Annotated in this window: 11 protein-coding genes and 3 pseudogenes; 10 read left to right on the forward strand and 4 right to left on the reverse strand. The window is 70.6% G+C overall.

Annotation, left to right across the window (positions count from 1 at the left end; all coding sequences use genetic code 11):
- Nucleotides 1-115 precede the first annotated feature (115 nt).
- The 3 genes and pseudogenes from ACI2L3_RS10655 to ACI2L3_RS10665 form a co-directional block, all read left to right on the forward strand.
- On the forward strand, nt 116-2029 hold the full coding sequence (locus ACI2L3_RS10655) for a flavin monoamine oxidase family protein (RefSeq protein ID WP_404751976.1): 1914 nt from the start codon (nt 116-118) through the stop codon (nt 2027-2029).
- A 55-nt stretch (nt 2030-2084) separates the two neighbouring features.
- A complete protein-coding gene (locus tag ACI2L3_RS10660) occupies nt 2085-2615 on the forward strand; it encodes an alpha/beta fold hydrolase (protein ID WP_404751977.1) in 531 nt (176 codons plus the stop codon).
- Nucleotides 2615-3107, forward strand: a pseudogene (locus ACI2L3_RS10665) (histidine kinase); the annotation flags it as partial. The gene ACI2L3_RS10660 and the pseudogene ACI2L3_RS10665, both read left to right, overlap by 1 nt.
- 57 nt (nt 3108-3164) lie before the next feature.
- On the opposite strand, the gene ACI2L3_RS10670 reads toward ACI2L3_RS10665, so the two are convergent.
- Complete coding sequence (locus ACI2L3_RS10670) at nt 3165-5429, reverse strand: Ig-like domain-containing protein (RefSeq protein WP_404751978.1); 2265 nt, start codon at nt 5427-5429, stop codon at nt 3165-3167.
- Nucleotides 5430-5974: 545 nt separating this feature from the next.
- On the opposite strand from ACI2L3_RS10670, the gene ACI2L3_RS10675 reads away from it, so the two are divergent.
- Together ACI2L3_RS10675 and ACI2L3_RS10680 are read left to right on the forward strand one after the other, a co-directional pair.
- On the forward strand, nt 5975-8518 hold the full coding sequence (locus ACI2L3_RS10675; protein ID WP_404751979.1) for a discoidin domain-containing protein: 2544 nt from the start codon (nt 5975-5977) through the stop codon (nt 8516-8518).
- A 317-nt stretch (nt 8519-8835) separates the two neighbouring features.
- Nucleotides 8836-12261 carry an AAA family ATPase gene (locus ACI2L3_RS10680; protein WP_404751980.1) on the forward strand — a complete coding sequence of 1142 codons (3426 nt, stop codon included), beginning with the start codon at nt 8836-8838 and terminating at the stop codon, nt 12259-12261.
- Between the two features lie 144 nt (nt 12262-12405).
- Here the strand turns inward: ACI2L3_RS10680 and ACI2L3_RS10685 are convergent.
- Nucleotides 12406-12504, reverse strand: a pseudogene (locus ACI2L3_RS10685) (AAA family ATPase); the annotation flags it as partial.
- 217 nt (nt 12505-12721) lie between these two features.
- On the opposite strand from ACI2L3_RS10685, the gene ACI2L3_RS10690 reads away from it, so the two are divergent.
- Both ACI2L3_RS10690 and ACI2L3_RS10695 read left to right on the forward strand, forming a co-directional pair.
- Entirely contained in the window at nt 12722-12934 is a 213-nt protein-coding gene (locus tag ACI2L3_RS10690) for a DUF6243 family protein (protein WP_030778304.1), read from the forward strand.
- A 98-nt stretch (nt 12935-13032) separates the two neighbouring features.
- A pseudogene (locus ACI2L3_RS10695) lies at nt 13033-13136 on the forward strand (pirin family protein); the annotation flags it as partial.
- Nucleotides 13137-13171: 35 nt separating this feature from the next.
- Here the strand turns inward: ACI2L3_RS10695 and thpR are convergent.
- Complete coding sequence (thpR, locus tag ACI2L3_RS10700) at nt 13172-13804, reverse strand: RNA 2',3'-cyclic phosphodiesterase (protein WP_404751981.1); 633 nt, start codon at nt 13802-13804, stop codon at nt 13172-13174.
- A 90-nt stretch (nt 13805-13894) separates the two neighbouring features.
- Complete coding sequence (locus tag ACI2L3_RS10705) at nt 13895-14122, reverse strand: hypothetical protein (protein ID WP_404751982.1); 228 nt, start codon at nt 14120-14122, stop codon at nt 13895-13897.
- A gap of 558 nt (nt 14123-14680) precedes the next feature.
- On the opposite strand from ACI2L3_RS10705, the gene ACI2L3_RS10710 reads away from it, so the two are divergent.
- The 3 genes from ACI2L3_RS10710 to xdhC are packed head-to-tail and all read left to right on the forward strand — an operon-like array spanning nt 14681 to nt 19426.
- Entirely contained in the window at nt 14681-16159 is a 1479-nt protein-coding gene (locus ACI2L3_RS10710; protein ID WP_404751983.1) for a xanthine dehydrogenase small subunit, read from the forward strand.
- On the forward strand, nt 16156-18603 hold the full coding sequence (xdhB, locus tag ACI2L3_RS10715) for a xanthine dehydrogenase molybdopterin binding subunit (protein WP_404751984.1): 2448 nt from the start codon (nt 16156-16158) through the stop codon (nt 18601-18603). The genes ACI2L3_RS10710 and xdhB overlap by 4 nt, the downstream gene beginning before the upstream one ends.
- A gap of 1 nt (nt 18604) precedes the next feature.
- Nucleotides 18605-19426 carry a xanthine dehydrogenase accessory protein XdhC gene (gene xdhC, locus ACI2L3_RS10720; protein WP_404751985.1) on the forward strand — a complete coding sequence of 274 codons (822 nt, stop codon included), beginning with the start codon at nt 18605-18607 and terminating at the stop codon, nt 19424-19426.
- The last annotated feature ends 51 nt before the right edge of the window (nt 19427-19477 follow it).

A 19477-nucleotide genomic window follows, 5' to 3' on the forward strand; every position in this document is an offset into this window, starting at 1 on the left:
GGAGCCTGCTCGGAGTCCGGCCCGTGGAGAAGGGCGTATGGCCGACCGGGTGACCCGCGCTCTCCGGCGCGGTGTCCCGGCCAGGACAACACGGTGGCCGGGCGATGCTCTGACCATGAACGAACAGCCTTCCAGACGCGCCGTCATGGCCGCGGCCGGCAGCACCACCCTGACTGCCGGCCTCGTCGCCTCCGCCCCGCAGGCGGCCGCCGCGTCCGCTTCCGAGCTCCCGGCCGCGCCCTCCGCGCCGGCCGGGGGCGCCGACTGGCAGACCTGCCTGGCAGTCGCCCGGGCCATCCTCGTCCTCGACGAGGACAACAGGCCCCTCACCCCCGCGTACACCGACATCCTGCTCGGCAAGGGCCTGCCCCGGGGGAGAGCGAGCAGGAAGGTTCTGGTCATCGGGGCCGGCCCAGCCGGCATGGTGGCCGCCCACCTCCTGCGCGAGGCCGGGCACGACGTCACCGTGCTCGAAGCCAACGCCAACCGGGTCGGCGGGCGCATCAAGACCTTCCGCACCGGCGGCCACGAGAACGCCGACCAACCCTTCGCCGACCCCGCTCAGTACGCGGAGGCCGGAGCGATGCGGATTCCCGACAGCCACCCTCTGGTCACCGGGCTGATGGAATCGCTCGGACTCGAGCGTCGCCGTTTCCACCTCGTCGACGTCGACGCCTCGGGGAAACCCGCGAACCGCACATGGATCCACGTCAACGGCATCCGGGACCGCCGCGCCGACTACCAGGACAGGCCCCGGCGGATCAACCGGTCCTTCGGTGTGCCCGCGCAGCGCGAGAACACCCCGGCGGCCGACCTGCTGCGCGCCGCACTGGCACCGGCCAGGGCGCTGATCGAGGGCAAGAGCGGCCGCGAACTCGTCGAAGGCTGGGCGAGCGTGCTCCGCACGTACGGGCACTGGTCGATGTACCGCTACCTCAAGGAACGCGCCGGACTCGACGAGAACACCATCGACCTGATCGGCACCGTCCAGAACCTCACCTCGCGCCTGCATCTCTCCTTCCTCCACAGCTTCCTCTCCGCGGCACTGATCAGCCCGAGCACCGCTTTCTACGAGCTGCCCGGAGGCACCGCCACTCTCGTCGACGCCCTCTACGAGCGGGTGAGTGATCTCGTACATCTGGACCGGCGCGCCGTGCGCATCGAACAGCGGCCCGGCAGAGGCGTCACCGTGCACACCGTCTCCGAGAGCCGCACGAGCCGGCCCGTGACCGAAGAGTTCACCGGCGACGAGGCGATCATCACCGTGCCCTTCTCCGGGCTGCGCCACGTCACCTTCACCCCCGCCATCTCCTACCGGAAACGGCGCGCCATCACCGAACTCCACTACGACGCGGCCACCAAGGTGCTCCTGGAGTTCTCACGCCGCTGGTGGGAGTTCAGCGAACACGACTGGAAACGCGAACTCGACGCCGTACGCCCCGGTCTGTACGAGGCATACCGTGCCGGGAAAGCGCCTACGGACGGCTCATTGCTCGGCGCCCACCCCTCCGTCCCCGAAGGCCAGGTCTCCGAGCGCCAGCGCATCCACTACGCAGCGCACCGTTCCCCCCAGCGAAACCAGCCCGAAGCGGCGCGGGTCATCGGCGGCGGCTCGATCACCGACAATCCCAATCGCTTCATCTATGAACCCTCCCACCCCGTTCCCGGCAGCCCGGGGGGAGTTCTGCTCGCTTCCTACAGCTGGTCCGACGACGCCCTGAAGTGGGACGCCTACGACGACGAGGAGCGCTACCCCCTGGCGCTCACCGGTGTTCAGGAGGTCTACGGCCAGCGCACCGAGATCTTCTACACGGGGAAGGGCCGCACCCAGTCATGGATGCGCGACCCCTACGCCTACGGGGAAGCATCCGTCCTCCTTCCCGGTCAGCACACCGAACTCTTCCCCGACATCCCTGCCTCCGAAGGCCCCTTGCACTTCGCGGGCTGCCACACCTCCCTCAAGCCCGCATGGATCGAAGGAGCCCTCGAATCCGCGATCCGCACAGCACTGGAAGTCCACACCAGATGACAAGCGGTTGAAGAGGAGGGGAAGTCAGCACCGCTGCAGGAGTGCCGTCAGCCGGGTGGGACGATGGCCGTCAACGTTCGACTACGTGGGCTCCGGCGGCTCGGACCTCTCGGCCTTCGGCCAAGAGCGGTATTCCTCGCTCGAAGGCTACGCCCGGGACGTGGTGGAGGTCTGCGAAGAGCTCGACCTCACGAGCGCGGTGTTCGTCGGCCATTCGGTCAGCGCCATGGTGGGGGTGCTGGCCGCGCGGATGGCACTGTTGATCATGGGCAACCCGGAGCGACCGGAGCTGGGGGAGGAGCTGACCAACAGTTTCTGCGCCACCGACCCGGACATCGCGGCGATCTTCGCGCGGACCACGTTCCTGTCCGACAGCCGCGAGGACCTGAAGAGCGTGACGGTTCCGACGCTGGTGCTGGAGTGCTCCCAGGACGTGATCGCTCCCCGTGAGGTCGGCGCGTACGTCCACGCAGCGATCCCCTCCTCCCGCTTGGTCACCCTGGATGCGACCGGGCACTGCCCGCAGCTGAGCGCACCCCAAGCCACCAACGAAGCGATCCTGACGTTCTCGGCGGACTTTCGGTGATGTGCCCCGCGGGCGAGGAGCCGGGTCGGATACCGGAGCCGCCAGACGTAGACCCGGACGTACAGGGCGCATCAGCAACGGACGCCGCGTTCACCGCGCTGCTCGAGGACAGCGCCGAGGACCTTCCCCGACCTCCTCACCGTCGGCGGGAAGCTCTACCACGAAACGCACTTCGCGCCCCTGCTGCGTATGCAGGGCGAACTGCGCGGCATCGCACTGGAAATGAAAGCCGCCGAGGGGCGGCGACTGCCGGTGCTGGTCTCCTCCGTGGTCAAGCACGGCAGTGAAGGCGAGCCCCTGCTGATCCGCACGACCGTCTTCGACGCCTCCGACCGCCGCGCCTACGAGAAGGAACTCCTGCGCCGCCGCCAGGACGCCGAGCAGGCCCGCGCCGAGGCAGAGCAGGCCAGGGCAGAGGCGGAAGCAGCTCGCCGGCAGGCCGAGACCGACCGGCAACGGCTGGCCGACGCCCTCGCCGTACTCCAGCAGTCCCGCATATGGCAGCCCCACGTGTGCCGGGTCAGTGTCCGGCCGACTCGCCTCTCGGCGTTACACCCTGGGCCTGAGCAGGGTGATCTTCGAAGCGCCCAGTTCCGTGACGTACAGGGTGCCCTTGGCCGTGTCCTCCGTGACGTCCAGTGGCTGCTGGAATCCGGTGAACCCGGTGATGCCCCTCGTGGGCGCCGACAGCTTCCCCTGCGCGTCGACGCCGAACACCTCGATGTCCTGGCCGCTGCTGTAACGGACCACGAGGAGCTTGCCCTTGAGTGCGCCGCCGAAGGCGTTGCCGCGGTATTCGACGACCCCGTCGGCGGAGGCGTGCAGCCCGGCGTCGTACATCCCGGCAGCGTCCAGGTTGCGGTCGGGCTGGGTGCCCACCGGGTAGCCGGTGACCTCGAAGGGACTGGTGCCCGACGTGGGGTTGCCCCCGGCCAGCACCCACTCGCAGCGTGCCGGATTCGGGTGCCCGTAGTAGCGGTTCTTCTTCACGTCGAAGATGTAGTCGGTCTCCGCCACGGGGTTGGACGTGATCCCCGGCACGGTCGGACCCGTGTAGGCCCCGGCCGTCGCCGCGTCGATCCGGCGGGAGCAGGCGGCGGGCAGCGGTGTGGGCGTGGCGGGCGTGTTGCCGCCGGCCGCGGAGCCGTTGGTGGGTGTGTAGAGGTGGCCGTTGGTGTGCCACACCAGGTCATAGGCGTTGCGTATGCCCGTCGCGTACAGGGTCAGCGGTGCGTCGGCGGCGAAGGGGTCGTACGTTCCCGGGCTCTCGGTCCGCACGTCGATGGCACCGGACGCCGGGAGCTTGGCCGGGTCGAGGCGCAGCACGGCGGCGTTGAGCAGGTGCTCGGGGCGGTTGCCCCACGTCGGGTCGGGGGCGCCCATGGCGTTGTTGGCGCCCTGCGTCACGTAGAGGGCGCCGTCAGGGCCGAAGGCCAGGGAGTTGGTCTCGTGGTCCTTCACGGACCGGGGCAGACGGCTGATCACCTCGGTGTACGTGCCGAGCCCCGGACCGCTCAGCTTGGCGATGCTGCTGGACCAGTCGGGCTCGTTCGGGGTGCCTCCGGCGTACATGGTGTTGGAGGTGATCCACAGGACTGGGGCGGCCGCCGTGGAGGAGGGGTCGAACGCCATCCCGATGATGGAGCGGTTGGGCGCTCCGGGCAGACCGCGGGCCGCCGCGTCCGTGCGCACGGTGGAGATCGTCTCCGCCCCGCTCAGGGTGCCGTCGGCGGCGATGGCGTACCGCATGATGTACCCGTCGAGCGTGGACGCGTACAGCTTGCCGTCGGGGCCCTTCACCACGGAGGCGAAACTCCGGCCCGTCGCCGACGTCGCCACCTTGTCGAAGGCGATGGTGCCCGTGCCGGTGCCCGCCCCGGTGGTGAACACCGAGCTCCATGGCGTGAAGCTCCGCCCGTCCAGGTCCCGGGCGCCGCTGGTGACCGCGAAGCGGTAGCGGGTGTTCGCCTTGAGCCCCGTCGTCGGCGACAGGTTGATGACGTCGCCGCCGCCGCTGGTGATCACGCGGGCGGGCACGGCCGCCCCGGTCGCCGACTCCTTGAGGGTGACCGTGCCGCCGGTGAGGGTCGCGGCGTCGACGCCGGGGCCCACCAGGCGGAGATCCGCCACGACGCTGCCGGTCGGTGCCGCGCCGGTCGCCGTGTTCGCCGGGGTCACCGTCCTGACCTCCGGGTGAACGGCGGAGTCGGCGAGCGGGGCGATGGTCACGTACGCGATCTTCGTGTTGCTGCCCCCGAGCGGACTGATCGTCAACCGGCCGTCCGCCACGGCTGGTTGAACGGTCCTGGTCTGGTACTTGGTGGTGGGTATGGGGACGAACCCGTCGACCGCGTTCTGGTTCTCGACCTGGAGCGCGTGGGAACTGTCCACGCTCGTGGCGTCGCCCACGGCGACCGTCACCGTGTAGGTGCCGTCGGGCACGGCGATCTCCCACCGGCCCGGGGTCTTCACACCGGCCGACGCGGTGGGCAGCTGCATGTGCACGAGGGTGGCGAGGAGCCGGTCGGGCTCGGCGGTGCCTCTGTCCCGGCCGTTGCCCGTCAGGTCCAGCGGGGTGGTGTTGGTCAGTCCCACCCAGCCGTAGGTGAGGCCGGTGCCCTGGTGGGTGCCGGTACGGGCACCGAAGGCCTGCCCGTAGTCGAGTGCGTGGCCGCTCACCGGCACGGTGGTGGCGGTGCCGAAGTCGATCTTCGCTGAGAAGGTGGTGTCCGCCCGCGCCTGCGCGGGAGCCACCAGGACGGCCCCTATGAGGGACAGGGCCAGCAGGAAGCCTGCCGCGCGGAGCGGTGGCACGCTCCGTGCGTGACTGCGTCTTCGAAGGCGTAATACGGTCCGCAATACGGTCACGGTCTTCTCCCGTCGAGAGTCGAGCAGGGAACACGCCCCGTGACGTGCGAGTGGTGCCGGATCCACCGTTGGGCCGGATCCACCGTTGGGCCGGATCCGCCCTTGGGTAGGCGCCGACCGAGAACGCCGGTCACCGCACCCGGGGCCTTGCCGTGCTCATGACTGCCCTGCGCACGGCGGTCCAAGCGGCGGCCGCGCCGGGCCCGCGCTCGGCCGACGGCCCACCTGCCGCGTGGACGCCCGCGACCTGCTGGGTTGCGATGAACCGCGGCCTCCGCAAGCCCATTTGGAGTGCTGTGGGCACGACACCTATGTGTGGGCCCCTACTGATGAGGTATCAGTGCGCATCAGCCTGTGCGCTTCCGCGAGCATGCGCAGCGTCTCGGCGGAGACCGGCCGATTGGCGTGCGAACGCCCTTTACATCCCTGCACCCTATTGACATGGTCATGCCCTCATCTGCGCACCTGTCGCGCACCCCCGGGGGGACTTCATGCTGACCCGTCTGTTCACATCCTTTCCGCACCGCAGACTCAGATCCACCGGCCTCATAGCCTTCGCGCTCGCCGCCGTCGTCGCCGCGCTGCTTCCGTTGACCGGAGGCAGCCCGGTCGTCGCGGCCGCCGGATCCGGCGCCGCCGGAGTTCCCGATCCCCGGCACCCGATGGCGGCGCCGCACGAGCCCGTGGTGCCGGCCGACGCCATGGAACCCACCGCCCCCGTCCTGCCCAGGGACGGCTGGACCGTGTCCGCGAGTGACGAGGAGACCGCATCCGAGAACGGACGCGCCGTCAACGTGCTCGATGGCAGCAACGCCACCATCTGGCACAGCAAATGGAGCGGCACCGCCGCGCCGCTGCCGCACACCCTCACCGTCGACATGCACCGGACGGCTGTCGTATCCGCACTCGTCTACCAGCCGCGCACCACCAGCGCCAACGGCCGGGTGGGCTCGTATCTCATCCATCTGAGCGCCAACGGTACGAGTTGGGGTTCCGCCGTCGCCTCCGGCACCCTCGGCGACGACGCGACCGCCAAGACCCTGAGTTTCGCCGCGCAGGGCGCCCGCTACGTGCGGCTCACCGCGACGAGCGAGGCCGGCAACCGCGGCCCCTGGTCGTCCGCGGCCGAGATCAACCTCCTCGGTGACCCCGGCTCACCCGCCTCCGCCGTCGACCTGTCACGGACCGGGTGGACGGCGACGGCGAGCGACGAGGAGGTGAGCGCCTCGGCGAACGCCGCCGCCAACGTCCTCGACGGCGATCCGGACACCCTCTGGCACAGCCGGTACTCCGGTACCGCCGTGCCCCTGCCGCACAGCATCACCATCGACATGAAGAGCGCCCGCGACGTCTCGGCTCTCACCTACCAGCCGCGCAGGTCCGGAGCCAACGGCCGGGTCGGCGCCTACACCGTCACGACCAGCACGGACGGCACCACGTTCGGAGCACCCGTCGCGAGCGGCACCTGGAAGGACGACGACACCGTCAAGGGGGCCACCTTCACCCGCACCGTCAGCGCACGTTACGTACGCCTGACGGCCACCACGGAGGCGGGCGGGCGCGGGCCGTGGTCCTCGGCGGCGGAGCTGCGTCTCAGCACTCCGGCGAACCCGGCGACCGCCGGCTCCTGGGGCCGGGTCACCGGATTCCCGCTGGTACCCGTGGCCACCGCCGTGCTGCCGAACAACAAGCTGCTCGCCTGGTCCGCGTACGGCGTCGACCGCTTCGGAGGAAGCAACGGCTACACCCAGACCGCGATCATGGATCTCGGCACCGGAGCCGTCACCCAACGACGGGTCGACAACACCCGGCACGACATGTTCTGCCCCGGCATCGCGGTCCTGAAGGACGGCCGTGTGCTGGTCACCGGCGGCAGCAACGCCGAACGGGCCAGTATCTACGATCCGGCCACCGACGCCTGGTCGGCGACCAGCGACATGAACATCGCCCGTGGCTACCAGGCCATGACCCTGCTCTCCAACGGCGACGCCTTCGTGCTCGGCGGCTCCTGGAGCGGTGGCGAGGGCGGAAAGAACGGCGAGGTCTGGTCGCCGTCCACCGGCACCTGGCGCAAGCTGCCCGGCGTGCCGGTGACCAACACCATGACAGCCGACCCGGCAGGCCCCTACCGGGCCGACAACCACCAGTGGCTGCACGCGACTTCGGGCGGCCGGCTCCTCCAGCTGGGACCGAGCAGACAGATGAACTGGATCTCCACCCAGGGGGACGGCTCCGTCACCGCCGCCGGAACACGGGCCGACAGCGCGGACGCCATGAACGGCAACGCCGTCGCGTACGACATCGGCAAACTCCTCACCCTGGGCGGCGCGACCGCCTACGAGAACACGACGGCCACCCGACGCGCGTACACCGTCGACCTCAACGGGGGCGGAACCCCGGCGGCCGCGCGCACCGGCGACATGGACTTCTCCCGCTCCTTCAGCAACAGCGTGGTCATGCCCGACGGCAAGGTCGCCGTGTTCGGCGGGCAGTCCTACCCGGTCCCGTTCAGCGACGCGACCTCCTCGCTCACACCGGAGATATGGGACCCGGCGACGGGGCAGTTCACCCGCATGGCAAGCATGGCCGTGCCGCGCAACTACCACAGCGTGGCCAACCTGCTCCCTGACGGGCGCATCTTCTCCGGGGGCGGCGGCCTGTGCGGCGACTGCGCCACCAACCACGCCGACGGGGCCGTCTTCACCCCGCCCTACCTGCTCAACGCCGACGGCACCGAACGCACCCGGCCCGTCATCACCGGCACGGTGCCCGGCCACGTGACCAACGGGGCGACCGTCCCCGTGACCACTGACTCGGCGGTCACCTCGTTCGCCCTGGTGCGGGCGGGCGCCGCGACCCACTCCACGGACAACGACCAGCGTCGCGTACCGCTCACCTTCACCCGCAACAGCGCGACCTCGTACACCCTCAACATCCCGTCCGACCCGGGGGTGGCGCTGCCCGGCAGCTATCTGCTGTTCGCGCTCAACTCGGCCGGGGTGCCGAGCAAGGCGCGGATGGTCAGGGTGGGCTGACCGCGCACACGACGAAGCCCTGCCGAGCAGACGGCGGGGCTTCGCCGTGCGTGTTTGTGCCAGGGCTCGGACGCCGGCATACAGATATGGCCAACGACGATCCCTGTCCCTGCCTGTACCGCGGAGGGCGAGCATGTAGCGGTCCAGAGATTCGACATCGACCCCGAAAGGTCGGCCGCACGGATCTGCCGCCGTGACCCGCCGACCCCGTGTGGGAGGGGGCTGCTCAGCATGCTCGACGGTAAGGGACACCCGGGAAGTAGGTCTGCCATTCTCCAGGGGTGAGGGGGCTCCGCTGACAGCTAAGTTATTGATCTATGGATCGACGTCCCATCAAGCTCATGGTCGATGTCCTGCTCATGCTGGTCGGAGCCCTGTTGGGTATCGCGACGAACTACGCGACCAGCCAGTCGGACCATGTGCCGCTCGCGCTGCGGCTGTTGCGGGACTGGTCGGTGCCGTTGGTCGGCGTCGCGCTGGTGCTGCTGGTCGGAGGCCAGGTCGCGCTGCACCTCCTCGACCGGCCGACGCCGGTGCGCCGGGTGTGGAACAGGGCCCAGCCGCCGTACCCGGGGCTTGAGGCTTTCGCGGAGGACGACGCGGCCGTCTTCTTCGGGCGGGACCGGGAGATCGCCGAGCTGGTGGGGCGGCTGCATCCGGCGGTGCCAGGGCGGGCACAGCGGTTTGTGACCGTGGTGGGGCCGTCGGGGAGCGGTAAGTCGTCGTTGGTGCGGGCCGGGCTGCTGCCGGCGCTGGCCCGGCGGCGGGGGCGCTGGGCGGTCGCTCCACCGTTCTCGGCCGGTGAGGACCCGGTCGGCACCTTGCACCGGCAGCTGGCCCAACTGCCGGGGGAGAGGCCTGCGTTGCTGGTGGTCGACCAGCTGGAGGAGTTGCTCACCCTGTCCGGCGCCGAGGAGCGGGAAGCGTTCCTCACCGCCGTACGCGACGCGTTGCGGCGTGACTCGCGGCTGTGGTTGGTGGCCACCTTGCGCTCGGACTTCCTCACCGGGTTCCTGGAGTCCGGTTTCGCCGAGCTGGTGCGCAACCCGGTCGTCGTCGGGCCGCTCGCCAGGGACGCGCTGTACGAGGTCATCGAAAAGCCCGCCGAGCAGGCCGGGCTGACCTTCGCACCTGGCGTCGTGGCCCGCATGGTCGACGAATGCGGCGGAGGCGACGCGCTGCCGCTGCTCGCCTATACCCTCCAAGAGCTGTACCTGCGCGCCGGAGGCTCCGGCGGAACGGTGACCGAGGAGGCGTACCGCGCCCTCGGCGGCGTCGCCGGGGCCCTGTCCGAGCGCGCCGACCAGATCACCGGCGAGCTGGCGGACGCACCCGTGATCCCCACCCTGTTGCGGTTCGTCACCATCGACCGCAACGAAGCCACCCGCCGCCGGGTCCGCCGTGCCGACCTCACCCCGCGGGAACGGGAGGTCGCCGACGCCTTTGTCGCCGGACGCCTGCTGACCGGCGGCGACGGGGGCGTCCTGGACGTGGCCCACGAGGCACTGTTCCGTCAGTGGGCTCCGCTGCGTCAAGCGGTCGTCGCCCGGACCGAGGACCTGCGCCGCCGCACCGAGCTGGAGCGCTGGGCGCAGGACTGGGACCACGCCGAGCGCCAGGACGCCTATCTCCTCACCGGGGAGCGGCTGTCTGTCGCCCGGCGGTGGCTGGCGCAGTCCTCGCCGACGGTGGGCGCGACGCCACTGGTCGAGGAGTTTGTGGACTGCTCGCTACGGGCGGACCGGGCGACGATGGAGCGTGCCGCGGACGCGGTGGCCGTCCGGGCCCTCGAAAGCCTCGACACGGAGCCGGAGACCGCCGTGCTCGCCGCCCTCGCGGCAGTCGAGGAGTGCGCGGCCACACCCGGCGCGGTCCAGGCGCTGCACACGGCCCTGGGCGCCTCACGGCTGCGAGCCGTGCTGCGCGGCTTCGAACGCGGCGCGTCCGGGGTGGCCTGGTCGCCGGACGGGGTGCGGCTGGCCGTGTCCAGCGACGACGGCACCGTACGGGTGTGGCGTCCGGACCGCGACGACCAGCCGGTGGTGCTCGCGGGGGACGGTGCCTGGATGCAGGGGGTGGCCTGGTCCCCCGACGGACGCAGGCTCGCGGCCGGCTGCCGGGACACCACCGTGCGCGTCTGGTCCTGCGACACCTGGGCCGAACTGGCCGTCCTGCGCCACACGGAGGCGACCGGCGACCGGGAGGAGGGAGTCGGCGGTGTCGCCTGGTCGCCCGACGGCAGCTACCTCGCGTCGGTCGGCAGCGACTGCGCCGTGCGGATCTGGGACGCCGACACCTACGCCGAATCCGCGGTGCTGCGCGGGCACCGGCGCATGGTATGGAGCGTGACGTGGTCACCTGACGGACAACACGTGGCCAGCGGCGGAGAAGACGGCACGATACGGGTTTGGGCGGTGGCCACAGCGGCCACCGCGGCTGCCGTCACCGTACTCACCGACCACGAGAACAACATCGAGTCGGTCCGCTGGTCGCCGGACGGCGCCCGGCTCGCTTCAGCCTCCGGTGACCGGACCATACGGATCTGGGACACCGGCGGCTGGCAGGTGCAGCGGACTCTGGAGAGCCCGGAGGTCGTCAACTCCCTGGCCTGGTCACCGGACGGCACGCGCCTCGCCGGTGGTGACGCGGACCGTACGGCCTGGGTCTGGAGCGTTGACGGGGCTGCGGGCGAGGACCGGCTCACCGGGCACGCCGACACCATCTACGGCATCGCCTGGTCGCCCGACGGGCAGCGGCTGGCGACCGCCTCCCGCGACCGGACCACGGCCGTGTGGGACGTCACCGAAACCACCAACGTCTTCAGCGGCCACGATGGCGCGGTGCTCCGCGTCGCCTGGTCGCCCGACGGGACGTCCCTCGCCTCCGTCCACCAGGACGGCTCCCTGAGCATCCGGGACTTCGCCTCCGGCCGTACGACCGGAGGGTGGCACGGCGGTGAGGCGTCCGATACGGCCTGGTCCCCTGACGGCACCCGCCTGGTCATCGCCCTGCGCGACGGTGAGGCCGTCGTGTGTCGGGAGGACGGCAGCGACGAAGACATCAACCTGGCAGGCCACACCGAGGCACTGTCCCACGTCTCCTGGTCCCCTGACGGCACCCGCATCGCCACTGGATCCCGCGACGGCACGGCCCGCGTCTGGGACGCCGCCACCGGTGCGGCCGTGCACATCCTGCGGGGCCACGAGGACTGGGTCTGCGGCACGGCCTGGTCACCGGAGAGCCGTTATCTCGTCACCTCCAGCACGGACCGCACCGCCATCGTCTGGGACACCACCGACGGCACCGCCGTCAGCACCCTGCGCGGTCACCTGGACTACGTCTGGAAGGTCCATTGGTCACCCGACGGCCGCCGCCTCGTCACCGGTTCCCGCGACCGCACGATCCGGCTGTGGGACCCCTTCGACGGCACCGAACTCGCCGTCATGGCCGGCCACGAGGAACGGGTCCAGGACGTTGCCTGGTCGCCCGACGGCACCCGCATCGCATCCGTGTCCCAGGACCGCACTGTCCGACTCTGGGATCCGGACAGCGCCACCCAGACCGCGGTACTCGGCATCCACGCCGACCGGGTGAGCGGCCTCGCCTGGCACCCGGACGGCTCACGGCTGGCGACCGCCTCCCACGACCGCACCGTACGCGTCTGGACGATGGCCGATCACGAACATCGACGGCCTGCTGCGCCGCGCCCGCCAGCGGGCCTTCCGGGAACTCAGCACCGATGAACGCCGCTCTTTCCTGCTGCCCGACAGGAACTGACGCCCACCTGCGACGCCCCTGCGTGCGGTACTCGGTGAGGATCTGGCGGAGCGTGAAGTGGCGGACTCTCTGTGACGGTCGGCGGCACCAGGGCGACGGCCATCATCGGCGGCCCGGGCTTGGGTGATGGCGAGGCGACAGGATCCAGTGCCGGTCTGGATCAGGTTGCCGCCGAAGGTGAGCCGGTCGACGACGGCCGCGCAGGGATCAGCCATAACCTCACAGGCTGTGACAGGATGGCGCCGCAGCATCCCGAACAACTTGGTGTGCGGGGCCGACGGAACCGGGTAACGTCTTGGTCATGTTCTTCCAGACGCCGATTTACGAGTGAGAGCGTGACGGGCCCCTGCTGACGCCCTTCGACGTGGCCGCGCCCGTCCCCCACCGATGAATCCGTAGGCATTTCACACCACTTCGGGAGAACCCGTGAGCAAGAACATCAATAACCCTGTCGGCATGGGCGGCGGCAAGCGCAAGAGGCTGTCCCGCGCCGAGCGGCAGAACAACGGTCCGCACCGGAACCTCGACCGCCAGGGTGCCGCCGACCAGAAGGCGGAGCTGGTGCGCAAGATGCGCGAGAAGGTCGGCGCGGCCGAGGGCGATGCCGGGCAGACGAGCGACGACACCGCGCAGAGCTGACGCACCGCCGCCGCGGGGCGGCACGTCATAGACCTTCGCACTTGCTAGAGAATCCGAAGGCTCGGGAGGCATCCTCGACGCTGCCGGTTCCGCCCCGGGTGACGGGTTCCCGCTTCGGCGAGGTGGAGGGCTACGAGGGCGTGCCACTGCCGCACCGGAGCTGCCGCCAGTGGCGCTGAAGCCGCGGGGCCGGGTGCGCTGAACCGGAGGGCGTCCGGTCCCGGTATCCGCAGAGACTCAGGCGGAGGCTGTCGACCGCCCACGGTGCCGGCGCGGATCGGGACGTATTGGGCCGGGGACAAGGCTCCATGCGTCGATGTCCTGATAGCGCCGCGGGCCTGAGTGGCCTCTTACCGTGCTGCCGACCAGGTGGAGGCGTTCGGTCTGCCAGGCGCTACCGGTGAAGCCGTCCAGGGAGGCGGCCGCAGCCGTTACGGACGCGGTGTCGTAGCGGCGAGCGCGGGCCAGCGTGAGGTGGGGACGCAGCGGGCGTTCGACGAACGTGACGTCGCACTCCCTGATCCGCGCCCGTACCGCTTCGGCCAGCTCGTGCAGTCCTTCGAGATCGCCCTCGATGCCGCTCCACAGCACTCGCTCGTCGAAGTGTCCGCCACCGAGCAGTGACAGTTCGAGGCGGGGGCGGGCGGCTGCCAGCTCGGCGAGGGGTGTGCGAAGCCGCTGGACGGCCCGCACCGGCAGCTCGCCCAGGAACGCCAGGGTGATGTGCCAGTCCTCGATGCGGTTCCAGCGCAGGTCGGGGTAGGCGGCGTAGGCCGGGTTCAGGGCGTGCGCCAGCTCGTTCTTCGCGTGGTCGGGCGGGGCGAGGGCGATGAACGCGTGCTGGGTGGCGGGCTGGGGCGGTTCGGTCACGCATGTCTTCTTACCTCATGCGTCCGCGGCACGCGGCACTCCGGCGGCAGGGAAGCGGCCCGGGCCCTTCCCTGCCCCGACGGCGGCCGACTACGAGGCGGCGGTGTACTGCCGCTGGTCGGGAGCCGCATCCACCGTGTCCACGTGCACGACTTCGGCGGAACCGGGTGCGACGACCAAGAAGGCGTCGGTGGCGAGGTCCATGACGACTTCGGCCGCTCGCCCCTGCGAGCGGAGGCGCGCCGCGAGTTCCTCGGCGGGCCAGGAGCCGCGGGGGGATCCTGCCGGAAACCTCCCCAGTACCTGGGCATGCTTCATTGACGCACCTCCACACAGGGTAAGTACGGCCGCTCGGCGCGGCAGCCGTCTCACCAACCGTCTGCCCCTTGATGCGCGCTGCACGCACCCGTGGAGGAAATTCGCGGCGAGCAGCTGGCGGTCGACCATTTGCGCCTCGGGCACCGCAAGTGGTCCCTGCCGCCCCCGGCCCCGAGACCACCCCCTTGACCTGCGTGAAGCAAGTCACTATTTTGCGATGACACTGACCCGCGCCGCGGCACTGACCCACGGCATCGGCCCACGGCACCAAGAGGAGGCGACCAGCAGATGTACACGAGCTCTGATCTCGGTCGCCTCGCCCAGTGCACCGCCTGGGTCCCGGGCCGGATCGCGCACGGCTGCTGAGCACGCCGTCCTGATGTGCCCCTTCGAGGCACGTTCCGGTTTTCTTCTCTTTCTCCTCACCACGTCCCGGCACGTCGCTGTCCCGTGCCTTCCCGCGCCCGCTGCTCCCGCGAGGCGCGTCTGAACACAGAAAGCTGCCTGAAATTGGCGAACACGACATCGACCGATCACGCACCGGAGCGGCTTTCCGGCGTGACAGAAGCACGGATCACGGTCAACGGGGAAGAGACACCGCTCTCGCCGGCCACCCCCCACACCACAGCGCTGGACTTCCTGCGCGAGCGCGGCCTCACCGGTACCAAGGAGGGCTGCGCCGAGGGCGAGTGCGGCGCATGCTCGGTCATGGTGGCCAGGCCAGGAGTGAACAAGCCCACCGACTGGGTCGCCGTCAACGCGTGCCTGGTCCCGGCCGCCGCACTCGACGGCCAGGAGATCATCACCTCCGAGGGCCTCGCCACCGCCGGGGAGCCCGGCACGATGCCCTCCCTGCACCCCGTACAGGAGGAGATGGCGGTCCGGGGCGGCTCCCAGTGCGGCTACTGCACCCCGGGGTTCGTCTGCAGCATGGCCGCGGAGTACTACCGCCCGGGCCGCTGCGAACACAGCACCGAGAGCACCGACAGCACCGACCCCGAGCACGGGCCGAACGGCTTCGACCTGCACGCCCTGAGCGGGAACCTGTGCCGCTGCACCGGCTACCGCCCCATCCGCGACGCCGCGTTCGCCGTCGGCGCGCCGACCGAGGACGACCCGCTGGCCCAACGCCGCGAACAGGCCCCGCCCGTACCGGTCGCCACCGAGTACACCCAAGGCGGCTCCACCTTCCTGCGCAAGCACACCCTGAACGAGACGTTGCAACTGCTGCGTGAGCGGCCCGACGCCGTCGTGGTCGCCGGTTCCACCGACTGGGGTGTCGAGGTCAACATCCGCTCCCGCAGGGCCGATTGCGTGGTCGCCATCGACCGGCTGCCCGAACTGCGGGAGCTGCGCGTCGAATCCGGCCACATCGAGATCGGGGCGGCGCTGACGCTCACGGAGATCGAGCGCAGCCTGGGTACCGGGAACGTACCGGACGTCCCGCTCCTCGCCGACCTCTTCCCGCAGTTCGCGTCCCGGCTCATCCGCAACGGCGCCACCCTCGGCGGCAACCTGGGCACCGGCTCACCCATCGGCGACAGCCCGCCGGTGCTGCTCGCACTCGACGCGTCGCTGGTGCTCGCCGACGCCGACGGCGAGCGCGTGGTCCCGCTCGCGGACTACTTCACCGGATACCGGCAGAGCGTCCGCCGCCCCGACGAGCTGATTCGGGCGGTCCGCATCCCGCTGCCGCTGTCGCCGGTCACGGCCTTCCACAAGATCGCCAAGCGGCGTTTCGACGACATCTCCAGTGTCGCGGTCGCCTTCGCGCTCGACATCGAGGACGGGACCGTACGCAAGGCACGCATCGGTCTGGGTGGCGTGGCGGCGACACCCGTCCGATCCCTCGCCACGGAGGCGGCCCTGGAGGGCGAACCGTGGTCGGCGGAGACCGTCGAGGCCGCGGCCCGGGTGCTGCGAGGGGAGGGCACCCCGATGAGCGATCACCGTGCCAGCGCCCTCTACCGTTCCGCGATGCTCGGCCAGAGCCTGCTCAAGCTGCACGCACAAACCACCGAGGCGGTCTCCTCATGAGTCACCTGTCCGAGCGTCCCGAAAAGCCCGTGGTCGGCGTCTCCATGCCGCACGAGAGTGCCGTCCAGCACGTCACCGGCTCCGCGCTCTACACCGACGACCTGGTCCAGCGCACCAAGGACGTACTGCACGCCTACCCGGTGCAGGTCATGAAGGCCCGCGGCAGGATCACCGCGCTGCGCACCGAGCCCGCGCTCGCCGTGCCCGGTGTGGTCCGCGTGCTGACCGGCGCCGACGTGCCCGGCGTCAACGACGCGGGCATGAAGCACGACGAGCCCCTCTTCCCCGACGAGGTCATGTTCCACGGCCACGCGGTCGCCTGGGTGCTCGGAGAGACCCTGGAGGCAGCGCGTCTCGGCGCGGCGGCCGTCGAGGTCGAATTGGAGGAGCTGCCTTCCCTGGTGACCCTCCAGGAAGCGATCGAGGCCGGCAGTTACCACGGTGCGCGGCCCCTGATGGAGACCGGTGACATCGACGCGGGCTTCGCCGACTCCGCACACGTACTCAGCGGAGAGTTCCAGTTCGCCGGGCAGGAGCACTTCTACCTCGAGACCCACGCGTCGCTGGCCCAGATCGACGAGAACGGGCAGGTGTTCATCCAGAGCAGCACCCAGCACCCGTCGGAGACGCAGGAGATCGTCGCGCACGTGCTCGGCGTTCCGGCTCACGAGGTGACCGTGCAGTGCCTGCGGATGGGCGGCGGCTTCGGCGGCAAGGAGATGCAGCCGCACGGGTTCGCCGCCGTCGCCGCGCTCGGCGCCAAGCTCACCGGCCGCCCGGTCCGCTTCCGGCTCAACCGGACCCAGGACCTGACCATGTCCGGCAAGCGGCACGGATTCCACGCCACGTGGAAGATCGGCTTCGACGCGGAAGGACGTATCCAGGCCCTGGACGCCACCCTCGTCGCCGACGGCGGCTGGAGCCTGGACCTCTCCGAGCCCGTCCTCGCCCGCGCGCTGTGCCACATCGACAACACGTACTGGATCCCCAACGCGCGGGTGGCCGGCCGTATCGCCAGGACCAACACCGTCTCTAACACGGCCTTCCGCGGCTTCGGCGGCCCGCAGGGCATGCTCGTGATCGAGGACATCCTGGGCCGCTGCGCGCCGATGCTCGGCCTGGACCCCATGGAGCTGCGGGAACGCAACTTCTACCGGCCAGGCCAGGGCCAGACGACGCCCTACGGCCAGCCCGTCACGCAGGCCGAGCGGATCTCCACTGTCTGGCAGCAGGTGCGGAAGGACGCCGGCATCGCCGACCGCAGGCGCGAGATCGCCGCGTTCAACGCCGCGCACCCGCACACCAAGCGGGCCGTCGCGGTCACCGGCATCAAGTTCGGCATCTCCTTCAACCTCACCGCCTTCAACCAGGGCGGCGCGCTGGTGCTGATCTACAAGGACGGCTCGGTCCTGATCAACCACGGCGGCACCGAGATGGGCCAGGGCCTGCACACCAAGATGATGCAGGTGGCCGCGACCACGCTCGGCATCCCGCTGCACAAGGTGCGCCTCGCCCCGACCCGTACCGACAAGGTGCCCAACACCTCCGCCACCGCCGCCAGCGCCGGCGCGGACCTCAACGGCGGGGCGATCAAGAACGCCTGCGAGCAGCTGCGCGAGCGCCTGCTCCAGGTGGCCGCCACCCAGCTGGGCGTGAACGCGTCGGACGTACGCATCGTCGAAGGCGTCGCACGCGCCCTGGGCAGCGACAAGGAGGTGGCCTGGGACGACCTGGTGCGCACCGCGTACTTCCAGCGCGTCCAGCTGTCGGCGGCCGGCTTCTACCGCACCGAGGGCCTGCACTGGGACGCGAAGACGTTCCGGGGCTCGCCGTTCAAGTACTTCGCCCACGGCGCCGCCGCGACCGAGGTGGAGGTCGACGGCTTCACCGGTGCCTACCGCATCCGGCGCGTGGACATCGTGCACGACGTCGGCGACAGCCTCTCCCCGATGATCGACATCGGTCAGGTGGAGGGCGGCTTCGTCCAGGGCGCCGGCTGGCTGACGCTCGAGGACCTGCGCTGGGACACCACCGACGGCCCCCACCGCGGCCGGCTGCAGACCCAGGCCGCAAGCACCTACAAGCTGCCGAGCTTCTCCGAAATGCCGGAGGAGTTGAACGTCACGCTGCTCGAACGCGCCACCGAGGAGGGCGCGGTCTACGGCTCCAAGGCGGTGGGCGAGCCTCCGCTGATGCTCGCGTTCTCGGTACGTGAGGCACTGCGGCAGGCAGCCGCGGCGTTCGGACCGGGCGGTATCAGCGTCGAGCTGGCGTCGCCGGCGACACCGGAAGCGGTGTTCTGGGCGATCGAAGAGGCGCGCCGTGCCGCCGCTGCCCGGAACGACGACGCCACCGGCACACCGTCGTCCGACGCTTCCACCGAGCCCGACCGGGCCGCCCCCGCCCCGGCGCGGGCCGACGCGGCAGCGGTCAACGGTGCCTGACATGACGTGGATCGCCGCGGTCGCGCGGTTGCGGGCACGCCGGGAGTCCGGCGTGCTGGTGACCGTCGCGACCGTGCGCGGTCATGCCCCACGCGCGGCCGGGGCCAAGCTCGTCGTCGGGCACGACGAGACGTGGGGTTCGATCGGTGGCGGCAACGTGGAGGCCGTCGCGATCGACCGCGCCAGGGAGATGCTCACCACGATGCCCACCGCGGCCGACGCGGAACCGGAACTGATGGACTTCGCCCTGAACGACAAAGTGACCAACCAGCACGGCGTGCAGTGCTGCGGCGGCACGGTCTCGATCCTGCTCGAACCGCTGCCGGTCGTACGGGCGGTGGCGATCTTCGGCGTGGGCCACGTCGGACTGGAACTGGCGCGCATCCTGGCCCGCCACGACCTGGACCTGCATCTGATCGACAGCCGCGCGGACATGCTCACGGACACCCGGCTCGACTCGCTGTCGGACGCGGTGGCACAGCTGCACGTGCATCACACACCCCTGCTGCCCGAGGAGATCCTCGAGGACCTGCCGCACGGCACCCACGTCCTGATCATGACCCACGACCACGCCGAGGACGCGGCCCTCTGCGACGCGGCCTTGCGCACCACGCACCTCGGCTCCGTGGGGCTGATCGGATCGGCGGCCAAGTGGGCGCGCTTCCGCAAGCGCCTGGCCACGGAGGGCGGCCACGACGACGCCGCCATCGACCGGATCAAGACCCCGATCGGCTTGCCCGACATCACCGGCAAGGAGCCCGCGACGATCGCGGTGAGTGTGGCGGCGGATCTGCTGCGAAGGTTCAAGGACGAGGGGGAGTAGCCCTGGTGCACCGGGCGAGGGTGTCCTCGGCCGGTGCTGGATCGCGAAGTG

Source organism: Streptomyces sp. NPDC029674 (assembly GCF_044903205.1).
GTDB lineage: Bacteria > Actinomycetota > Actinomycetes > Streptomycetales > Streptomycetaceae > Streptomyces.